Consider the following 15,708-nt stretch of genomic DNA (forward strand, 5'->3'; position numbering starts at 1 on the left):
AGCGCATCTGGAACCTGTCACCTATCCCGGCAAAAGATGCAAGTGCATGGATTGCATTTGACTGCCGCAATCGGGCCAACCCGGCACGTCCGCCTCACCCACCCAAACACATCTTCGTTATGCTGATATCGCTCAAATGGATGACGCGTGGAACGCCGCTGCGATCGAACCTGCAGAGCGCACTGCGCGACAAACCACGCGAGACCAACCACGCACGCCAGTCCCGACTGATCTGCGACGTCTGGCCAGGCTGCTCAAATGCGACCGTCACAGTTTGCGGGGCTTCCGATGCGTAACCTTGGTCTTGTGGCTTCCGTCCTATTCGGCTTCAGCCTGCTCAGCCAGCCCGCTCTGGCCGACAAACGCATCGCGCTGGTGATCGGCAACTCGGCCTACCAGAATGTGATCAAGCTCGCCAATCCCGCCAACGACGCTGCGGCGATGACGGAGACCTTGAAGGCGGCCAATTTCGATATCGTCGAGGCCCGCAAGGATTTGAAGGCGACGGAGATGCGCCGGACATTGCGCGATTTTGCGGACAAGGCGCGCGACGCCGACGTTGCCCTGATCTATTTCGCCGGCCACGGCATCGAGGTTGATGGTACCAATTACCTGATTCCGACCGACGCACTGCTGGAACGCGATACCGACGTCTATGACGAGGCGTTCTCGCTGGAGCGCATCCTCGTGACCATCGAGCCGGCCAGGAAGCTGCGGCTGGTGATCCTCGACGCCTGCCGCGACAATCCGTTCGTCAAGAACATGAAGCGCACGACCGCGTCGCGTGCGATCCCCCGCGGCCTCGCCAAGGTGGAACCGGCGAGCCCCAACACGCTGATCGCCTATTCTGCCAAGGCCGGCTCGACGGCGCTGGACGGCGACAGCAAGAACAGCCCCTTCACCGCGGCGCTGGTCCGCCATATCGCAACGCCCGGCCTCGACCTGCGCAAAGCCTTCGGCTTCGTCCGCGACGACGTCATGAAGAACACCAGCAACCGCCAGGAACCCTATGTCTACGGTTCTCTCGGCGGCGACGATGTACCGCTGGTCCCCGTGGCTGTCGTCGCCACGTCGCCCGCTGTGAATGTCCAGGCCGAAACCCGCCGCGATTACGAACTGGCCCTGCAGCTCGCCACCAAAGACGGCTGGAACGCGTTCCTGACCCAGCATCCCGACGGCTTCTACGCTTCGCTGGCAAAATCCCAACTGGCCAAACTGGCCGCCGAAGACGCCCATTCCGCCGCTAGCGAGAAGGCCCGCCTCGCCACTGAGGAGAAAACCCGTCTGGCCGCCGAAGGCGCCAGAAAGGCCGAACAGACCAAGGCTGCGGCAGACGCCAGGGCCGCCGAGAACGCCCGGATCGCCGCCGAGAAACTCAAGACCGCCGAGCAGGAGCGCGCTGCCGCTGGCGAGCGCGCCCGCGCGGCGGCCGAAGCCAGGGTCGATGCCGGCAAGCCGGACACACCGTCCGCCGGACCGCAGTTGGCGACACTCCCTGCCCCCACGGCCGATGTGTCACGAACACCCGCGCCAGCCGATCTGCCCCGTCAGGTACAGGTCGAGCTTCAGCGCGTGGGCTGCCTGCAAGGATCGGTCGATGACACATGGACCGTGGCTTCGCGCAAGTCGCTCGAGCGCTTCAATCGCTACGCCTCGACCAAATTCGATGCCAAGACCGCCAGCACCGATGCGCTCGACGCGATCAGGGCCAAGTCTGCACGGGTCTGCCCGCTGGTTTGCACGCATGGTTCCGAGGTCAACGGCGACCGCTGCGTGAAGATCGTCTGCCGCGCCGGCACCTTTCTGAACGACGATAATGAATGTGAGAAGAAGCGCAGCCGCACCGAGGCCAAACGAAACGTGCCGCGCCGCGAACGCGATGAGTCTGATCGCCCGCAGACGCAGGCCCGCGCCTTTCGCGTGCAACCGTCTGGCCAGATCGTCTGTGACAATGGCGGCTGCCGCCCGGTGCGTCCCGGCTGCCGGCTGGTGTCGCGCGACATGCGGATCGGGCTCACCAATGTCGAGGTCTGCAACTGACGACGCGCTTGCCTGACAGGATCGCAAGCGACATTCTGACGATCCAAATTTGCGAGCCGGAGCCGTCATGATGACCATCGAATTTCTCATCACCTCGCTGATCGTGGTGGCATCGCCGGGCACTGGCGCCCTTTACACACTGGCGACCGGATTTTCACGCGGAGGTCGCAGCAGCGTGGTGGCCGCATTCGGTTGCACCCTCGGCATCGTTCCGCATATGGCCGCTGCGATCCTTGGTCTCGCAGCACTGCTGCACACCAGCGCCGTGGCGTTTCAGGTGTTCAAATATGTCGGCGTCGCCTACCTGCTCTATATGGCCTGGAAGACGCTGCAGGAGCATGGCACGCTGAAGGTCGAGACCAACGACAGCGCGCAGTCCGCGCTGCAGGTCACGGCCACGGCGATCCTGATCAACATCCTCAATCCGAAACTGTCGATCTTCTTCCTCGCCTTCCTGCCGCAGTTCATCAGCGCCGACGAAGCGCATCCGCTGTCGCAGATGCTGCTGCTGAGCGCGGTATTCATGCTGATGACCTTCGTGGTGTTTGCGCTCTACGGCCTGTTCGCTGCATCGATCCGCAACCACGTCATCACGCGACCGCGCGTGCTGACCTGGATGCGCCGCAGCTTTGCTGGCGCCTTCGCCGCTCTCGGCGCTAAGCTTGCTCTGGCGGATCGCTGACGTGCCTATTCCAGCCGCTCGACATTGCGCAGCGTCGGAAACAGCCGCATCCACAGCAGCGCTATGGCAACGGTGCCGAGGCCGCCGATCAGTGCGGCCGGGACGGTGCCGAACAAAGCCGCGGTGACGCCGCTCTCGAACTGGCCGAGCTGGTTCGAGGTGTTGATGAACAGGTAGTTCACCGCACCGACCCGGCCGCGCATGTCATCCGGAGTTGCGAGCTGCACCAGCGAGAACCGGATCACCACGCTGACCGTATCGGCGGCGCCGAGCACGGCGAGCGCGGCCACCGACAACCACAGCCATTGCGACACCGCAAACACCGCTGTCGCAAGGCCGAAGATGATGACGGCCTGGAACATCCGCATGCCCACCCGGCGATTGATCGACCAGCGCGTCAGCACGACGGTCGTCAGCAGCGCGCCGACTGCCGGCGCAGCGCGCATAAGGCCCAGCCCCCACGGGCCGGTCTGCAGGATGTCGCGGGCATAGATCGGTAGCAGCGCGGTGGCACCGCCAAGCAGTACTGCGAACAGATCGAGCGAAATGGTACCGAGGATGGCCGGATTGCTGCGCACGAAGCCTACGCCGGCAAACAAAGTCCGCAGCGACGGCGGATCCTTCACCGCCACCTCGCGCGCAAGTGTGATGGCGCTGTTGAGCAGACCGCCGATCAGCCAGAATGCGGCCATCAGCACATAGGGCGTTGCCGGCGATAGCGCATAGGCAATGCCGCCAAGCGCAGGGCCGCAAATCATTGCCACCTGAAACACGCCCGTCGAGAGCGCCGTGGCCTTCTGCAGGTGACCTTCCGGTACGACGCCCGGCAACAGCGCCGAACCTGCCGGCGCCTCGAAGGCCGTGGCCGCGCCGATCACCACCAACGCCACGAATATCTGCGGCACCGTGATCCAGCCGGCATAGGTGCCCCAGGCGAGCAGGATCGCCGTCAGCCCCTGCAGCATCTGACAGATCTGCACCACGCGGCGGCGGTCGTAGCGGTCCGCGATATGGCCGGCGACGAAGACCAGCGCCAGCATCGGCACGAATTGCGCGAGGCCGACCATGCCGAGCTGAAACGCGCTGCCGGTCAGATCATAGATCTGCCAGCCGACCGCGACAGCGGCAATCTGCGAGGCAAAGCGCGAGAAGCTGCGCGACACCATGTAGTAAAGATACGGCGGATGGCGCAGCAAAAGCCGCGCTCCATTCGTGACCATGCCAGCAGACTGATCGGCGAGTGTCATCCCGGCATGTTCGGATTGATCAGATACTTCTCGCCGGTGGCGCGCTTTGCATAGGCCCGCAGATTGTCGAGCTGCAACACGCCTTCGAGCGAAATCACCTTGGTGTAGTGGCTGGCGAAGGTGGTCTTGAGTTCGGCGACCACGCGGGCGCGGAGCCTCGCGGCATCGGCGGCGCCGATCTTCTGCAGAAACGGAAACAGCAGCCAGCCGCCCATGCCCCAGGCCATGCCGGCAGGGACGAATTCGATCGGGCGTAGATCCAGCCGGCCATAGACGTAGACCTGCTTATGCGTCGTTGAGCCATAGCGGCTGTAGACCTTCATGGCTTTGACGGCCGCGACTTCCATCGCCTGCAGGATCTGGCCCTGCAGCTTGCCGCCGCCGGTGGCGTCGAAGGCCAGCGTGGCATTGGTAGCGATCAATGCGGCGGTCAGGTCTTCCATGAAACTCGGCGACGTCGAGTTGCAGACATATTTCGCGCCGATGCCGCGCAGCAGTTTCTCCTGCTCCTCGCTACGGACGATGTTGACGAGATCGATGCCGTCCTTCTGGCAGATCTTGTTGAGCATTTGGCCAAGGTTGGACGCGGCGGCAGTATGCACCAGTGCCGTGTGGCCTTCCCGCTTCATGGTCTCGACCATGCCGAGCGAAGTCAGCGGATTAACGAAACAGGATGCGCCCTCGGTGGCCGTGGTGCCCTCAGGCAACGGCAGGCATTCCTTGGCCTTGATGACGCGATACTGCGCATACATCGCGCCACCGATTATTGCGACGGTCTTGCCAAGCAGCGCCTGCGCGGCTTCGGACGATCCGGCCTTCACCACGGTGCCGGCGCCCTCGTTGCCGACCGCCATCGACTCGTCGAGACGGCCGCCCATCGCTTTCATATTGGCTTGCGGCACGGTTGCGGAGACGACCGAGGACACGCCAGAGCCGGAAATTTTCGCACTCGCCGGATCGGCCGCGCCGAGCAGCAGACCGAGATCCGATGGATTGATCGGCGCGGCCTCGATGCGCACCACAACCTCGTCCGGACCAGGCGCCGGAATCGCCACCTGCTGCAGTGAGATTTCCAGTTCGCCGCTGCTCTTGATGAGCGAGCGCAGTTCAAGTCCGGATGTGATGTCAGTCATGGTCGTTTCCCCTCAATCTGTCCGGCGGTCTGGTGCCGCGTCAGTAGATACCCGGAATGATACGCTTGGTTTCACGCATATAGGCCCGGTAGTCGTCGCCGAATGCCTCGATTAGCATCCGCTCTTCATAATCAATGCGGGTAAAAAAGAGGATCGCGATCGCGACCAGTCCGCCCAGCGCGGCCATGGCATTCGGCAGCAGGAACGCCTGCGCCAGTGCCCACAACCAGAACGAGGCATACATCGGATGGCGGATGCTGCGATAGACGCCAGCACGCACGATCTGGTGAGCCTCGCGGATTTCCAGGCTAGCCGACCATTGCCGGCCGAGATCCTTGTGCGACCGGCGAAACAGCCAGAGCGACAGCACATAGAGCGCGCCGCCGACCACGACCGCCGCATAATTCAGCTGGTAGTTCAGTGCGGCCGGCCAGCCTGTCAGCAGCCAGATCAACGGTACCACGAACAGTCCGATCGTGGCGATTGCCAGCAGGATGCGTTCGCGGCTCCAGCCGACCGCGCGCAATGTCGCCGTGCGGCGGGCCTTGCGCGCATAGGGGTAGCGAATGATGAACCAGGCGATCAGACCGATCGCCCAGACATAGGTTCCAAGAAGTGACGCGGTCATTGTCGTCCGATCAGGCCATCATGCGGCATTCACGGATGCCCCGACTTGCGATTGAGAGGAAGTGGTTTTCGAAGCCGGAATATCGAGCAGCGCGCCATCCGCACCAAAGCGTTTGAGGCCGCCTTCGCCCGCGGTGATCTCGTCGAACGGCAGAGGACCGCAGATCACCATGCAATAGTCGTAGGGCGCGCGGCACTGATTGCCCATCACCATCTGATAGTGGATGCGCATGAAGCTGAAGCGATAGCGCTTGAATTGCTCCATACCCATCATGGCATGCATCTGGACACGCCGGATGTTCGGTCTGCCCTCGTCGCGATCGCGGCTACGGCGTTTCAAGGTCACCGGATCGAAACGGTAGAAACTGATGACGTCGTCGCGGGCGTGATATTCTGTCCAGCGGATCGCCGGTGTATCGGCGATGAGGCGCGTTGCCTCGCGTACGCTCTTGCCGGCGGGATGCAATGCGAATTTCGGGATGGTCGCGCTGACCGTCATCACGCAGATGGTCGGGCCGTGTTTGGTGAGATCCGGGTCGAGCGCGAGTGCGCGGGCCGCCGCCTCCATTACCAGTGCCGCGCCGAGGCAATGGCCGACGATCACGACCTCGTCGACATCGGCTTTCTGTGCGCGGGCTACGATGATCTTGGCGAATTCATCGACGCGCGCCTTCATCTTCGGTCGCTGGCCATGGACATATTGCCGCGAGAAAATCCAGTCGTCGAACACATGATTGATCGGCTTGCGCCAGCCGTAATGGTGCAACAGCGCCGTGAAGACGGCAGCAGCGATAATCGCGCCGGCGATCCAAGCGGCCGCGTCTGACATGCCGAGCAGCCAAGTCAGCCCATAGCCCACCAATGCGCCAGATGCAGCAAAGCCCGCGATCCACAGATAGGAGAACAGGAAGAAGCCGGCATATTTCCAGCTTGCATGGAAGAAGCGGAACAGGGTTCCCGTCACCAGCCAGTCGCCCAGCGTGACAAAGGCGGCGCTCAATCGCGACAGCATGCTTCGGGTGTGATCCTGCAGGATCAGATCATCCCAGCGCAGCATCTCGTAGGTGGTTTCGGTCTTCCAGTTAGGCCCCGAGGCCTCGGCCCGCCAGGAGGCGCTCACATCCGTAGCATCAAGCACGCCGGACGCATGCGCAGACACGCTCCACGTCTTCTCGAAACTCGACAGCGAACGGCGGAACCGCTCGAGTTGCGTGTCCGGCAGAATCGGGTCGTAGCCGCCAATATGGAAGACATGTCGCCGCGCGATCATCGTCCGTTCGCTCCCGAGTGCATCACGCACCGTTCTGATCCGGTGCATAGCAAATTCGCCTGCGCCGACAAACCTGCCTATGCCCAAAACAGAAGCGTCCGGCAGGATTTTGTCGCCCGCAGGTCACACAGCCGCCCTTTCGCAACCCCCTTCATCACAATTCCGGGAATCGAGGCAGGACTGTGATTGACGGCAGGGCCTTATGTCTGAACATGTCACGGGTTTTTTCGAAGAAAGAAAGCACTATGTCGATTGCTCTCAAGGGCTTCAAACGGCCGTCGTGGACCTCTCCGGCGGCCGTTTTGCTGATTCTGTCGTCGCTCTTTGTGGCCTCGCTCGCGAGTTCCGGGGATGCCGATGCTGCGCCCGGCCGTCGCCCGGGCCATGTCTATCTCTATCGTGGCCTCATGAACGTGTTCTCGCTCGGCATGGATCAGATCGCCTACAAGCTCGAAGCCGCCGGCGTCGCCTCCTCGGTTAGCAATCACACGCTGTGGAGCGGCCAGGCGGACGACATGATCGCCCGGTACAAGGCCGGTAACCGCGAACCGATCATCCTGATGGGCCACTCGGCCGGTGCCGACGTGACCATCTCGATTGCCCGCAAGCTCGCGCAGTACAACATCCCGGTGGCGCTGATCGTGAACTTCGATCCGGTGGCGCCCGATGCCGTCCCCAACAATGTAAAGCAGATCGTGAACTATTACGTACCCGCCGGCTGGGGACGCGCGGTGTCTGCGGATCCCCGCTTCAAGGGCAAACTCGCCAATGTGAACGAGAACGCCACCACCAACCACTTCTCGATCGACAAGGACAACAGCCTGCAGCGTCAGGCCATTGCCCGTGTCATGGCCGTGACCGGCGGTGGCATCCGCCGCAAGCCAGCGGCGCCGAAGCCTGCACAGGTCTCGGCTGCCCCGCAATAATACGCGGCAAATATCGAAACGCATTCAGCCGAGGTGATCGTCACCTCGGCTGAATGATTCCAGCCCCGCTGCGAGCCGTCCTATATGAGAAAGACGTCGTGATGGGCCGTTGACGCTGCCGTCTCGCTCGGAGAAGCCGAAGCCGTGTGATCAACAAGATGATCCGGCGCAGCCGCGACGTCTACGTGAAGCGCTGCATTGACTCCGACGTCCGAAAGCGGCGTAGCTGTCTCGATCGCATGCCCTTCAACCGCTTCCCCTCTTGCGGAGGAGGCGGACATCACTGATGATTTGAACGCGAAGTTGTCGCTGGCCGCTTGACTGATGACTTCCCCCGCGGCGCCCGTCGCCGCCGGTGCGATTGGCGTCGCGACGGTCGTTGTCGATGCCTCGATCAGTTTCGCCAGCGTGTCGGTGGCATATGTGCCATCGGCAAATTTCATCAATTCGACATTCATAAGATAGTCGGTGCCGTCACGGCTTGCGACCCCATCTGCGACGACGATCTGGTTTCCGCTGTGACTGATCGTGTAGTCGGCGAAATTGCCGGAGTACACCGCAGTATCGATACCGGCCTCGCCGTTGATAATATCGTTGCCGATACCACCCGTAATGATGTCGTCGCCAGCGCCGGCGCGGACGACGTCGTTGTCACTCGATGCGCCGAAGAACCAGTCCTGATGTTGGGCAGTATCAAAATGGATACTGCGCACATAGAGATCAAATGAGCCGGGCGAACTGGCATTGGTGCCGTCGCTCGGATTGAGTTCTACGCCGTTGATGGCAATGTCCTTGAGGTGCAGCGCCCTTCCCGGCGCAGAATTCGCCAGATTGATGTCGATGCTAGTGATCTGCGCTGGATTGTCGAACGTCACCGTCCAGGTTTGATAGCCGGATGGATCCGTTGCCGAGGTGAACTCATGCGTGCCAGAGAGTGGCTGGCCGTTCACCATGATCTGCGCTTGCGCACCAACGCCGTCGACCACGGAGCCATAGCCAGTCAACGTAATCGTCGTGCTGGCCAGTTTCTCCGCCGTCGCTTGCCCTGCAACAATGATGTCGTTGCCGGCGCCGGTTCGAATTTCGTCATGGCCGAGCCCACTGTAAATAACGTTATTGCCGTTACCCAGATCGATGGTATCTCCGATCGATGATCCCGTCACCGTAAGCCCAGGGATCGTGCCATTGCCGTGGAAGTATTGGTCAACGACATCCTGCGCCGGCTTGTCCATGACCGAATAACCGGTCTCGGAGTAGAAGTTGTTGAGATCCCACTGCCAGAACTCGACGCCTTTCAGCCAGCTGCCGCCATGTGCGCTCCAGACCTGGAAGAAGGCATTATAGGCATCAGCCTGTTCGGCGAGATCCGCAGGCGCCTTGGATGAGCCTCCGCCCGGATTGATCGCCGTGCCGTCGATGCTGCGATAGCCGACCTCCGTCATCAGCACCGGCTTGCCGTACTCCAGCGCCAGCGAATGAAAGAAATCGACGGGCGACTGATAGTCGAATGCTTTGGCGTAATACGGATTGTACGGCACCTCGTTCCACGCGTGCACGAGATCGTCCACCGTCGGCGTCGTGCTAGCCGTCAAGGGTGGATAGGCGTTGATCCCGATCGTATCGACCTGGTCCCAGAAGCTGACCTTGGATGCTTCGTCGGTTGCCGCCGCGTAAGTGACTTCGCCATGATAGACGCCGCGCACAGCTCCGATGATATCGGTCCAGTAGTTGCGATAGGCGTCGCCCGAAAGGCTGCTCATCTCATTGCCGATGGCGAAACTGGCGACATCACCCTGCTCCGCGATTTCGGCCAGATGCACAATCTCCGCCTTGTACGACGCAAAGAACGCATCGACATCCGAAGGCGCCAGACTGTGCGAGATCGTGCCGTCGAGACCCGTGATGCCCGGCTTGAAGACAACATCCAGCCCTGCGGCATGCGCCTTCTGAAAACCAGCCAACAGGCTCTCATCGCTTTCGGTCTTGGCCGGCACGGCGAGCACGTCATTGCCCGTACGGCTGTCGGTCCATATCCGCGTCGTCAGCGCGATCGAGTTCGATCCCAAGGACGCCATGGCCTGAAACGCTTGATCGGCCGACGCACTGGAGAACTGTCCATTCCACTCCGACAGTGCACCGAAACCTTGGACCTTAAAGATGTTGGGCATTCGCGCTCTCCATCAGCATTGCCTGGAGAAGGCTGAACCCGCAACGTGATACCTTCGCGACCGCAATGGGGTATCATGATGACGTCTACAAATTGAATCGCGTTGTCGGCTTGCGCGGTCAAGAATATTCAATGAAAAACGCCGCTCGCTATTTCAGCGAACGGCGTTGATCACGTAGTTCCTTGCTCGGCCCTGAAGGCCGCGACTGCGCTTTACGCGAGAGCCTTCAGTGCAGCTTTGCCGGCATATTTCGCCTGGGTGCCGAGCTGCTGCTCGATGCGCAGCAACTGATTGTACTTGGCGGTGCGATCCGCGCGTGCCAGCGAGCCGGTCTTGATCTGCCCGCAATTGGTGGCGACGGCGAGATCGGCGATCGTGGAATCTTCAGTCTCACCCGAACGGTGCGACATGACAGCGGTGTAGCCGGCCTTGTAGGCCATTTCGACGGCGCTCAGCGTTTCAGTCAGCGAACCGATCTGGTTGACCTTGATCAGAATCGAATTGGCGCGGCCATTCTTGATGCCGTCTTCCAGACGCTTGACGTTGGTGACGAACAGATCGTCGCCAACCAGCTGGCACTTCGAACCGATCAGATCGGTGAGCTGCTTCCAGCCATCCATGTCGTCTTCCGACATGCCGTCCTCGATCGAGACGATCGGATAGTTCGCCACCAGCTGCGCGAGATACTTCGCCTGCTCGGAGATGTTGCGGGTCTTGTTCTCGCCGCCATAGACATAGGCGCCGTCCTTGAAGAACTCGGTGGCGGCGCAATCCATCGCCAGCATCACGTCCTTGCCAGCGGAGTAGCCAGCCTTGCCGATCGCAGCCATCACGAAATCCAGTGCCGCTTCGGCCGAGCCGATATTGGGCGCGAAACCGCCTTCGTCGCCGACATTGGTGTTGTGGCCGGCCTTCTTCAGCTCGCTCTTCAGCGTGTGGAAAATCTCGGCGCCGCAACGCAGGCCTTCGGCGAAGGTCGCCGCGCCGACCGGCATGATCATGAATTCCTGGAAGTCGATCGGATTATCGGCATGCATGCCGCCATTGATGATGTTCATCATCGGCACCGGCAGCGTGCGGGCCGAAGTACCGCCGACATAGCGATACAGCGGCATGTCGAAGGATTCCGCTGCAGCCTTGGCGGCGGCCAGCGAGACACCGAGGATCGCATTGGCGCCGAGGCGCGACTTGTTCGGGGTGCCGTCGAGTTCGATCATGATCTCGTCGAGCTGGACCTGGTTCTCGACATCCATGCCGCCGATGGCGTCAAAGATTTCGCCATTAACGGCGTCGACCGCCTTCTGCACGCCCTTCCCGAGATAACGGCTCTTGTCGCCGTCGCGCAGCTCGACCGCCTCATGGGCGCCGGTGGAAGCTCCCGACGGAACCGCGGCGCGCCCCATGGACCCGTCTTCGAGGACGACGTCGACTTCAACCGTGGGATTGCCGCGGCTATCGAGAATTTCGCGGCCGATGATGTCGACGATGGCGGTCATGAATGCCCTCTTTGTGCTGGGGGGTGGGTGGTTGGCGCCGCTTCTACAGCAAGCCTCCCGGCGGGAAAACCCCGCCTGGCGTGACGGCGGCCCCGGGATTGGCTATGAACCGCCGTAACGGAGATATTTATGTCAAAAACACCCCGCAAATCCCCGAAATTGCCCAATGACCTGCAGCTCGGCCGCGCCGTGGAATGGCCGACTTCCCCCGAACAGGCGAAGCTTGACCGGGTGCCGAACCCGCAGAAGGACACCAATTACGTGGTGCGCTTCACCGCGCCGGAATTCACCTCGCTGTGCCCGATCACCGGCCAGCCGGATTTCGCCCATCTGATGATCGACTATGTACCGGGCCAGTGGCTGGTCGAGTCGAAATCGTTGAAGCTCTATCTCGCCTCGTTCCGCAATCACGGCGCCTTCCATGAGGATTGCACCGTTGAGATCGGCAAGCGCGTTGCCTCCGCCATCAAGCCGAAATGGCTGCGCATCGGCGGTTACTGGTATCCGCGCGGCGGCATCCCTATCGACGTGTTCTGGCAGACCGGAACGCTGCCCAAGGGCGTCTGGGTCCCCGAGCAGGGCGTAGCGCCGTATCGCGGGCGGGGGTGAACGCCTCAGCCACGAAGGAGAACGCAGTCGTGAGACAGCGTAAATCCGCACGCCTGCTTGTCATCGACAAAGACCGACGCGTTCTGCTTTTTCGGTTTATTCACAAAGCAGGCGCACTCGCCGGCCAGGATTACTGGGCGACGCCGGGCGGAGGCGTCGAGGACGACGAGACATTTCACGACGCGGCAATTCGCGAACTTCGCGAAGAAACGGGATTGATACGCGAAGCGCTCGGCGAGCCCTTGGCAAACCGAGAGTTCAGTTTGCAATTGCCCGATGGCGAATATGTCAGTTCGTTCGAGCAATATTATCTCGTGACATCGGACGGAGTCGCACTATCCCGTCTCGAATGGACTCCGCAGGAAGCCGAAGTGATTGCCGATCACCGCTGGTGGTCGAGAGACGAACTGAGGCAGACGACGGATGTCGTTTGGCCGGAAAATTTGCTGGACATGCTCGCAGCCATAACCAAATAGGCTGAGCCTATAGGCTCTACCGTACTGCCGTCGCATCCGCCGGCTTGGTCGGTTTCAGCAGCTTCGCAGCCGCGAAGCCGAGCGCAAATACGACTGCGGCGCTAACCAACAGCGTCGGCATCTTACCGGCATGCGCGAGACCGAAGCCATAGGCGATCGGGCCGACGGATTGGCCCATGAAGAAGCAGAACGCGTGCAGCGACATGGCGCTGGCGCGGGCTTCCTGTGACAGCTCCGTCGAGAATATCTGCAGCGAGCCATGCAGCATGTAGAAGCCCCAGCCCATCAGCAGCAGGCTCAGCGCCTGGATCTGCCAGTTCGGACTGAAGGCGGTGGCGGCAAGCTGAATCGCGATCAGGATGCCGCCATAGATCATCATGCCATTGATACCGAGCCGCGCCAGCATGCGCGACACGGTCGCCGTATAGAACAGGCCGCCGACGGCAAAACAGGCGAGCACGAGACCAGCAATTGACAGGCTTGTGACGCCGCGGTCGAAAAGGAACGATGAGATATAGGGAAACAGGCCGAGGATGCAGCAGCCCTCGATGAACACCGCGCTGTAGACGATCAGCGTGTTCGGGTTGCGAAAAATCACCTTGTAGCCCTTCGCCAGCATGCGCAGATCGGCCTTTGCGGCTGGCTTGACGAGCGCAGCGCCTTTGAAGCCGAGCGCCACGGCAACCGAAGCAGCAATGGCGAGGCTGCCGAGGATCACCAGCACGCCGCGCCAGCCGAAGAAATCGCCGATCACGCCCGAGGCAGTCGAGCCCAGCAAATTGCCGGTCATGGCACCTGCCATCACGCGGCTGAGCGCGACTTGGCGCAGCTTCGGTCCGACCAGATCGCTGGTCAGGCTGAGCGTCACCGGAAACACTCCACCTGCCCCAATGCCGGCCAGCACGCGTGTCGCCAGCAGTAGCGGATAGGATGTGGTGAGCGCACCAAGAATGCTGGCGATGCCGAGCAACACTAGGCACACGATCATCAGGCGCGCCTTGCCGAACACGTCGGCGGCAGCGCCGAGGACCGGTTGCACGATGGCAAAGGTGAAAGCGAGCGCCGATGACAGACCCGCCGCGACAGCGACCGTGACCAACAGATCGTCTGCCACATGTGGCAGCACCGGATCGAGCGCACGCTGCGATAGTGCGGCAGCGAAGGACGCCAGCGCGATGACGTTGAGAACCGGCGGCAGCATCAGCGCGCCACCGCAAACCGATGCGACATTATCACGCCGTGGCTGTCTGCTTGGCGAGCACGTCGAAAGCCATCAGGTTCTTCACCAGCGCCTCGAAGTCACGCAGCGGCACCATGTTAGGACCGTCGGACGGCGCATTGTCCGGATCGGGATGGGTCTCGATGAAGACACCGGCGACGCCAACCGCCACGGCCGCGCGGGCCAGCACCGACACGAATTCGCGCTCGCCGCCCGATGATGTCCCTTTGCCGCCCGGCTGCTGCACCGAATGGGTAGCGTCGAAGATCACAGGCGCGCCGGTGGTACGCGCAAGGATCGGCAGCGCCCGCATGTCAGAGACCAGCGTGTTGTAGCCGAACGACGCGCCGCGCTCGGTGACCAGTACCTTGTCGTTGCCCGACGAGGTCAACTTGCTGACCACATTGGCCATGTCCCAGGGCGCGAGAAACTGGCCCTTCTTCACATTGACCACCTTCCCGGTCGCCGCCGCAGCCAGCAGCAGATCGGTTTGCCGGCACAGGAAGGCCGGGATCTGCAGCACATCGACCGCCTCGGCAGCGCGGGCACATTGATCGTTCTCGTGCACGTCTGTCAGCACAGGCAGGCCGAGCGTCTCGCGGATCTCGGCGAAGATGGGGAGCGCGTCGTCGAGACCGATGCCGCGCGCGGCGGAGGCGCTGGTCCGGTTGGCCTTGTCGAACGAGGTCTTGAAGACGAGACCGATCTTGAGCCGGGTCGCGATCTCCTTCAGCGCCGATGCCACTTCGAGCGCATGCGCCCGGCTTTCCAGCTGGCATGGCCCGGCGATTACCGAGATCGGCAAGTTGTTGCCGAAGCGGACATTGCCAAGTGCGACGACGGGCGCGGCTGCGGACGATGCGGTCAAAACGGTCTCCTTTTCGCGCGAGACCATGACCGCAGGACAGGGCGGGATGCAAGCCGGATCAGGCCCATCCCGCCGGTCGGAATATCAGGGTTGCGGCGGAAGCCGCCTCCGACCCGGCCAGGGCGGCCTCGGCACCGGGCCGGACCAGCCTCTGCCCCGGGACCAGGCTTACTTCAGCGCCGAGAAGGCCGTCGGCGCCAGCAGCTGGCTGACGATATTGCCGACGATCTGGCCGTCCTCTTCGGACTTCGCGCGCGCCGACATCCACTCGGGATCGGACATGAATGCGGTCCAGACCTTCTCGCGCTCCGCGAGCGATTCCCATTTCAGGATATAAGTCAGTTCCTGATTGGATTCGCCGATCACCGTGGTGAAGAATCCGGACTGCCGGATGCCGTGCTTTTCCCACAGCTTCAATGTGACAGATTCAAATCGCTTCATCAGCGCCGGCAAACGTCCCGGCAAACAGCGATAGACGCGTAGTTCATAGATCATCGGCTTTGGTTCCTTCCCATTTTGTCAGCCTTGAAAGGCTCTAACGCATGGCTCGTTGCGGCATCGTCCCTTGCCTGCGAAGCGTCAGGCTTACATCATGGCGCCCGTGATGCAACCGACTTGGATCGACGATGCAAAAGCCCCTTCTGTCGCTACTCATCCTGATGACACTGACCGTGTCTGCCACCGCTCAACAGCCCGGCAAGATCACGTCGGGCGCCACCGGCGTGATGGTCGATGGCAAGCCGGCGGCACGCGTCGGTGACACCACCACCGATGGCAAGATCATCGAAGGCGCAAAAGGCGTTTACATCAATGGCAAGCCTGCAGCCGTTGTCGGCGGTAGCACCGAATGCGGCGGCAAGACCATTTCGGGCAGCACCGGCGTGTTCATCAATGGCAAGCCGATGGCCCGTGCCGGAGACAGTACGTCGGGCTGCAAGTGAGACCTG

Annotated in this window: 15 protein-coding genes; 6 read left to right on the forward strand and 9 right to left on the reverse strand. The window is 61.9% G+C overall.

Features of this window, described 5'->3' with window-relative positions; all coding sequences use genetic code 11:
* Positions 1 to 288: 288 nt before the first annotated feature.
* Complete coding sequence (locus CIW50_RS06740; RefSeq protein ID WP_149530526.1) at positions 289 to 2,040, forward strand: caspase family protein; 1,752 nt, start codon at positions 289 to 291, stop codon at positions 2,038 to 2,040.
* A 70-nt stretch (positions 2,041 to 2,110) separates the two neighbouring features.
* Positions 2,111 to 2,722 (forward strand): LysE family translocator, encoded by a 612-nt coding sequence (locus CIW50_RS06745; protein ID WP_172980301.1) that lies wholly within the window; start codon positions 2,111 to 2,113, stop codon positions 2,720 to 2,722.
* Positions 2,723 to 2,727: 5 nt separating this feature from the next.
* Here CIW50_RS06745 and CIW50_RS06750 read toward each other — a convergent pair whose 3' ends face one another.
* The 4 genes from CIW50_RS06750 to CIW50_RS06765 are packed head-to-tail and all read right to left on the reverse strand — an operon-like array spanning position 2,728 to position 7,029.
* On the reverse strand, positions 2,728 to 3,969 hold the full coding sequence (locus tag CIW50_RS06750; RefSeq protein ID WP_149530528.1) for an MFS transporter: 1,242 nt from the start codon (positions 3,967 to 3,969) through the stop codon (positions 2,728 to 2,730).
* The gene (locus CIW50_RS06755; protein WP_149530529.1) at positions 3,966 to 5,102 is read right to left on the reverse strand and encodes a zinc-binding dehydrogenase; all 1,137 of its coding nucleotides are present in this window, start codon (positions 5,100 to 5,102) and stop codon (positions 3,966 to 3,968) included. The genes CIW50_RS06750 and CIW50_RS06755 overlap by 4 nt, the downstream gene beginning before the upstream one ends.
* A gap of 40 nt (positions 5,103 to 5,142) precedes the next feature.
* Positions 5,143 to 5,730: a protein-S-isoprenylcysteine O-methyltransferase gene (locus tag CIW50_RS06760; protein WP_149530530.1), complete on the reverse strand. Its 588-nt coding sequence runs from the start codon at positions 5,728 to 5,730 to the stop codon at positions 5,143 to 5,145.
* A gap of 18 nt (positions 5,731 to 5,748) precedes the next feature.
* Positions 5,749 to 7,029: an alpha/beta fold hydrolase gene (locus CIW50_RS06765; RefSeq protein WP_246664185.1), complete on the reverse strand. Its 1,281-nt coding sequence runs from the start codon at positions 7,027 to 7,029 to the stop codon at positions 5,749 to 5,751.
* Positions 7,030 to 7,244: 215 nt separating this feature from the next.
* Between CIW50_RS06765 and CIW50_RS06770 the strand changes: the two genes are divergently transcribed.
* Positions 7,245 to 7,925 carry a hypothetical protein gene (locus CIW50_RS06770; protein ID WP_149530531.1) on the forward strand — a complete coding sequence of 227 codons (681 nt, stop codon included), beginning with the start codon at positions 7,245 to 7,247 and terminating at the stop codon, positions 7,923 to 7,925.
* 80 nt (positions 7,926 to 8,005) lie between these two features.
* Here the strand turns inward: CIW50_RS06770 and CIW50_RS06775 are convergent, their stop codons facing one another.
* Together CIW50_RS06775 and eno are read right to left on the reverse strand one after the other, a co-directional pair.
* A complete protein-coding gene (locus CIW50_RS06775; protein WP_149530532.1) occupies positions 8,006 to 10,093 on the reverse strand; it encodes a glycoside hydrolase family 113 in 2,088 nt (695 codons plus the stop codon).
* A gap of 212 nt (positions 10,094 to 10,305) precedes the next feature.
* Positions 10,306 to 11,589: a phosphopyruvate hydratase gene (gene eno, locus CIW50_RS06780; protein ID WP_149530533.1), complete on the reverse strand. Its 1,284-nt coding sequence runs from the start codon at positions 11,587 to 11,589 to the stop codon at positions 10,306 to 10,308.
* Between the two features lie 129 nt (positions 11,590 to 11,718).
* Here eno and queF point away from each other — a divergent pair, with 129 nt between their 5' ends.
* Positions 11,719 to 12,198, forward strand: a complete 480-nt coding sequence (gene queF, locus CIW50_RS06785) for a preQ(1) synthase (protein ID WP_149530534.1) — start codon at positions 11,719 to 11,721, stop codon at positions 12,196 to 12,198.
* Positions 12,199 to 12,227: 29 nt separating this feature from the next.
* Complete coding sequence (locus tag CIW50_RS06790; protein WP_149530535.1) at positions 12,228 to 12,674, forward strand: NUDIX hydrolase; 447 nt, start codon at positions 12,228 to 12,230, stop codon at positions 12,672 to 12,674.
* Positions 12,675 to 12,690: 16 nt separating this feature from the next.
* Here CIW50_RS06790 and CIW50_RS06795 read toward each other — a convergent pair whose 3' ends face one another.
* From CIW50_RS06795 to CIW50_RS06805, 3 genes are all read right to left on the reverse strand, one after another.
* Positions 12,691 to 13,875: an MFS transporter gene (locus CIW50_RS06795; protein ID WP_149530536.1), complete on the reverse strand. Its 1,185-nt coding sequence runs from the start codon at positions 13,873 to 13,875 to the stop codon at positions 12,691 to 12,693.
* Between the two features lie 31 nt (positions 13,876 to 13,906).
* Entirely contained in the window at positions 13,907 to 14,788 is an 882-nt protein-coding gene (gene kdsA / locus CIW50_RS06800) for a 3-deoxy-8-phosphooctulonate synthase (protein ID WP_172980249.1), read from the reverse strand.
* A 141-nt stretch (positions 14,789 to 14,929) separates the two neighbouring features.
* On the reverse strand, positions 14,930 to 15,256 hold the full coding sequence (locus CIW50_RS06805; protein ID WP_149530538.1) for an NIPSNAP family protein: 327 nt from the start codon (positions 15,254 to 15,256) through the stop codon (positions 14,930 to 14,932).
* A 131-nt stretch (positions 15,257 to 15,387) separates the two neighbouring features.
* On the opposite strand from CIW50_RS06805, the gene CIW50_RS06810 reads away from it, so the two are divergent.
* Positions 15,388 to 15,702, forward strand: a complete 315-nt coding sequence (locus tag CIW50_RS06810) for a PAAR domain-containing protein (protein WP_149530539.1) — start codon at positions 15,388 to 15,390, stop codon at positions 15,700 to 15,702.
* Positions 15,703 to 15,708 lie beyond the last annotated feature (6 nt).

This window comes from Tardiphaga sp. P9-11, from assembly GCF_008329525.1.
In the GTDB taxonomy this organism is placed as follows: Bacteria; Pseudomonadota; Alphaproteobacteria; order Rhizobiales; family Xanthobacteraceae; genus Tardiphaga.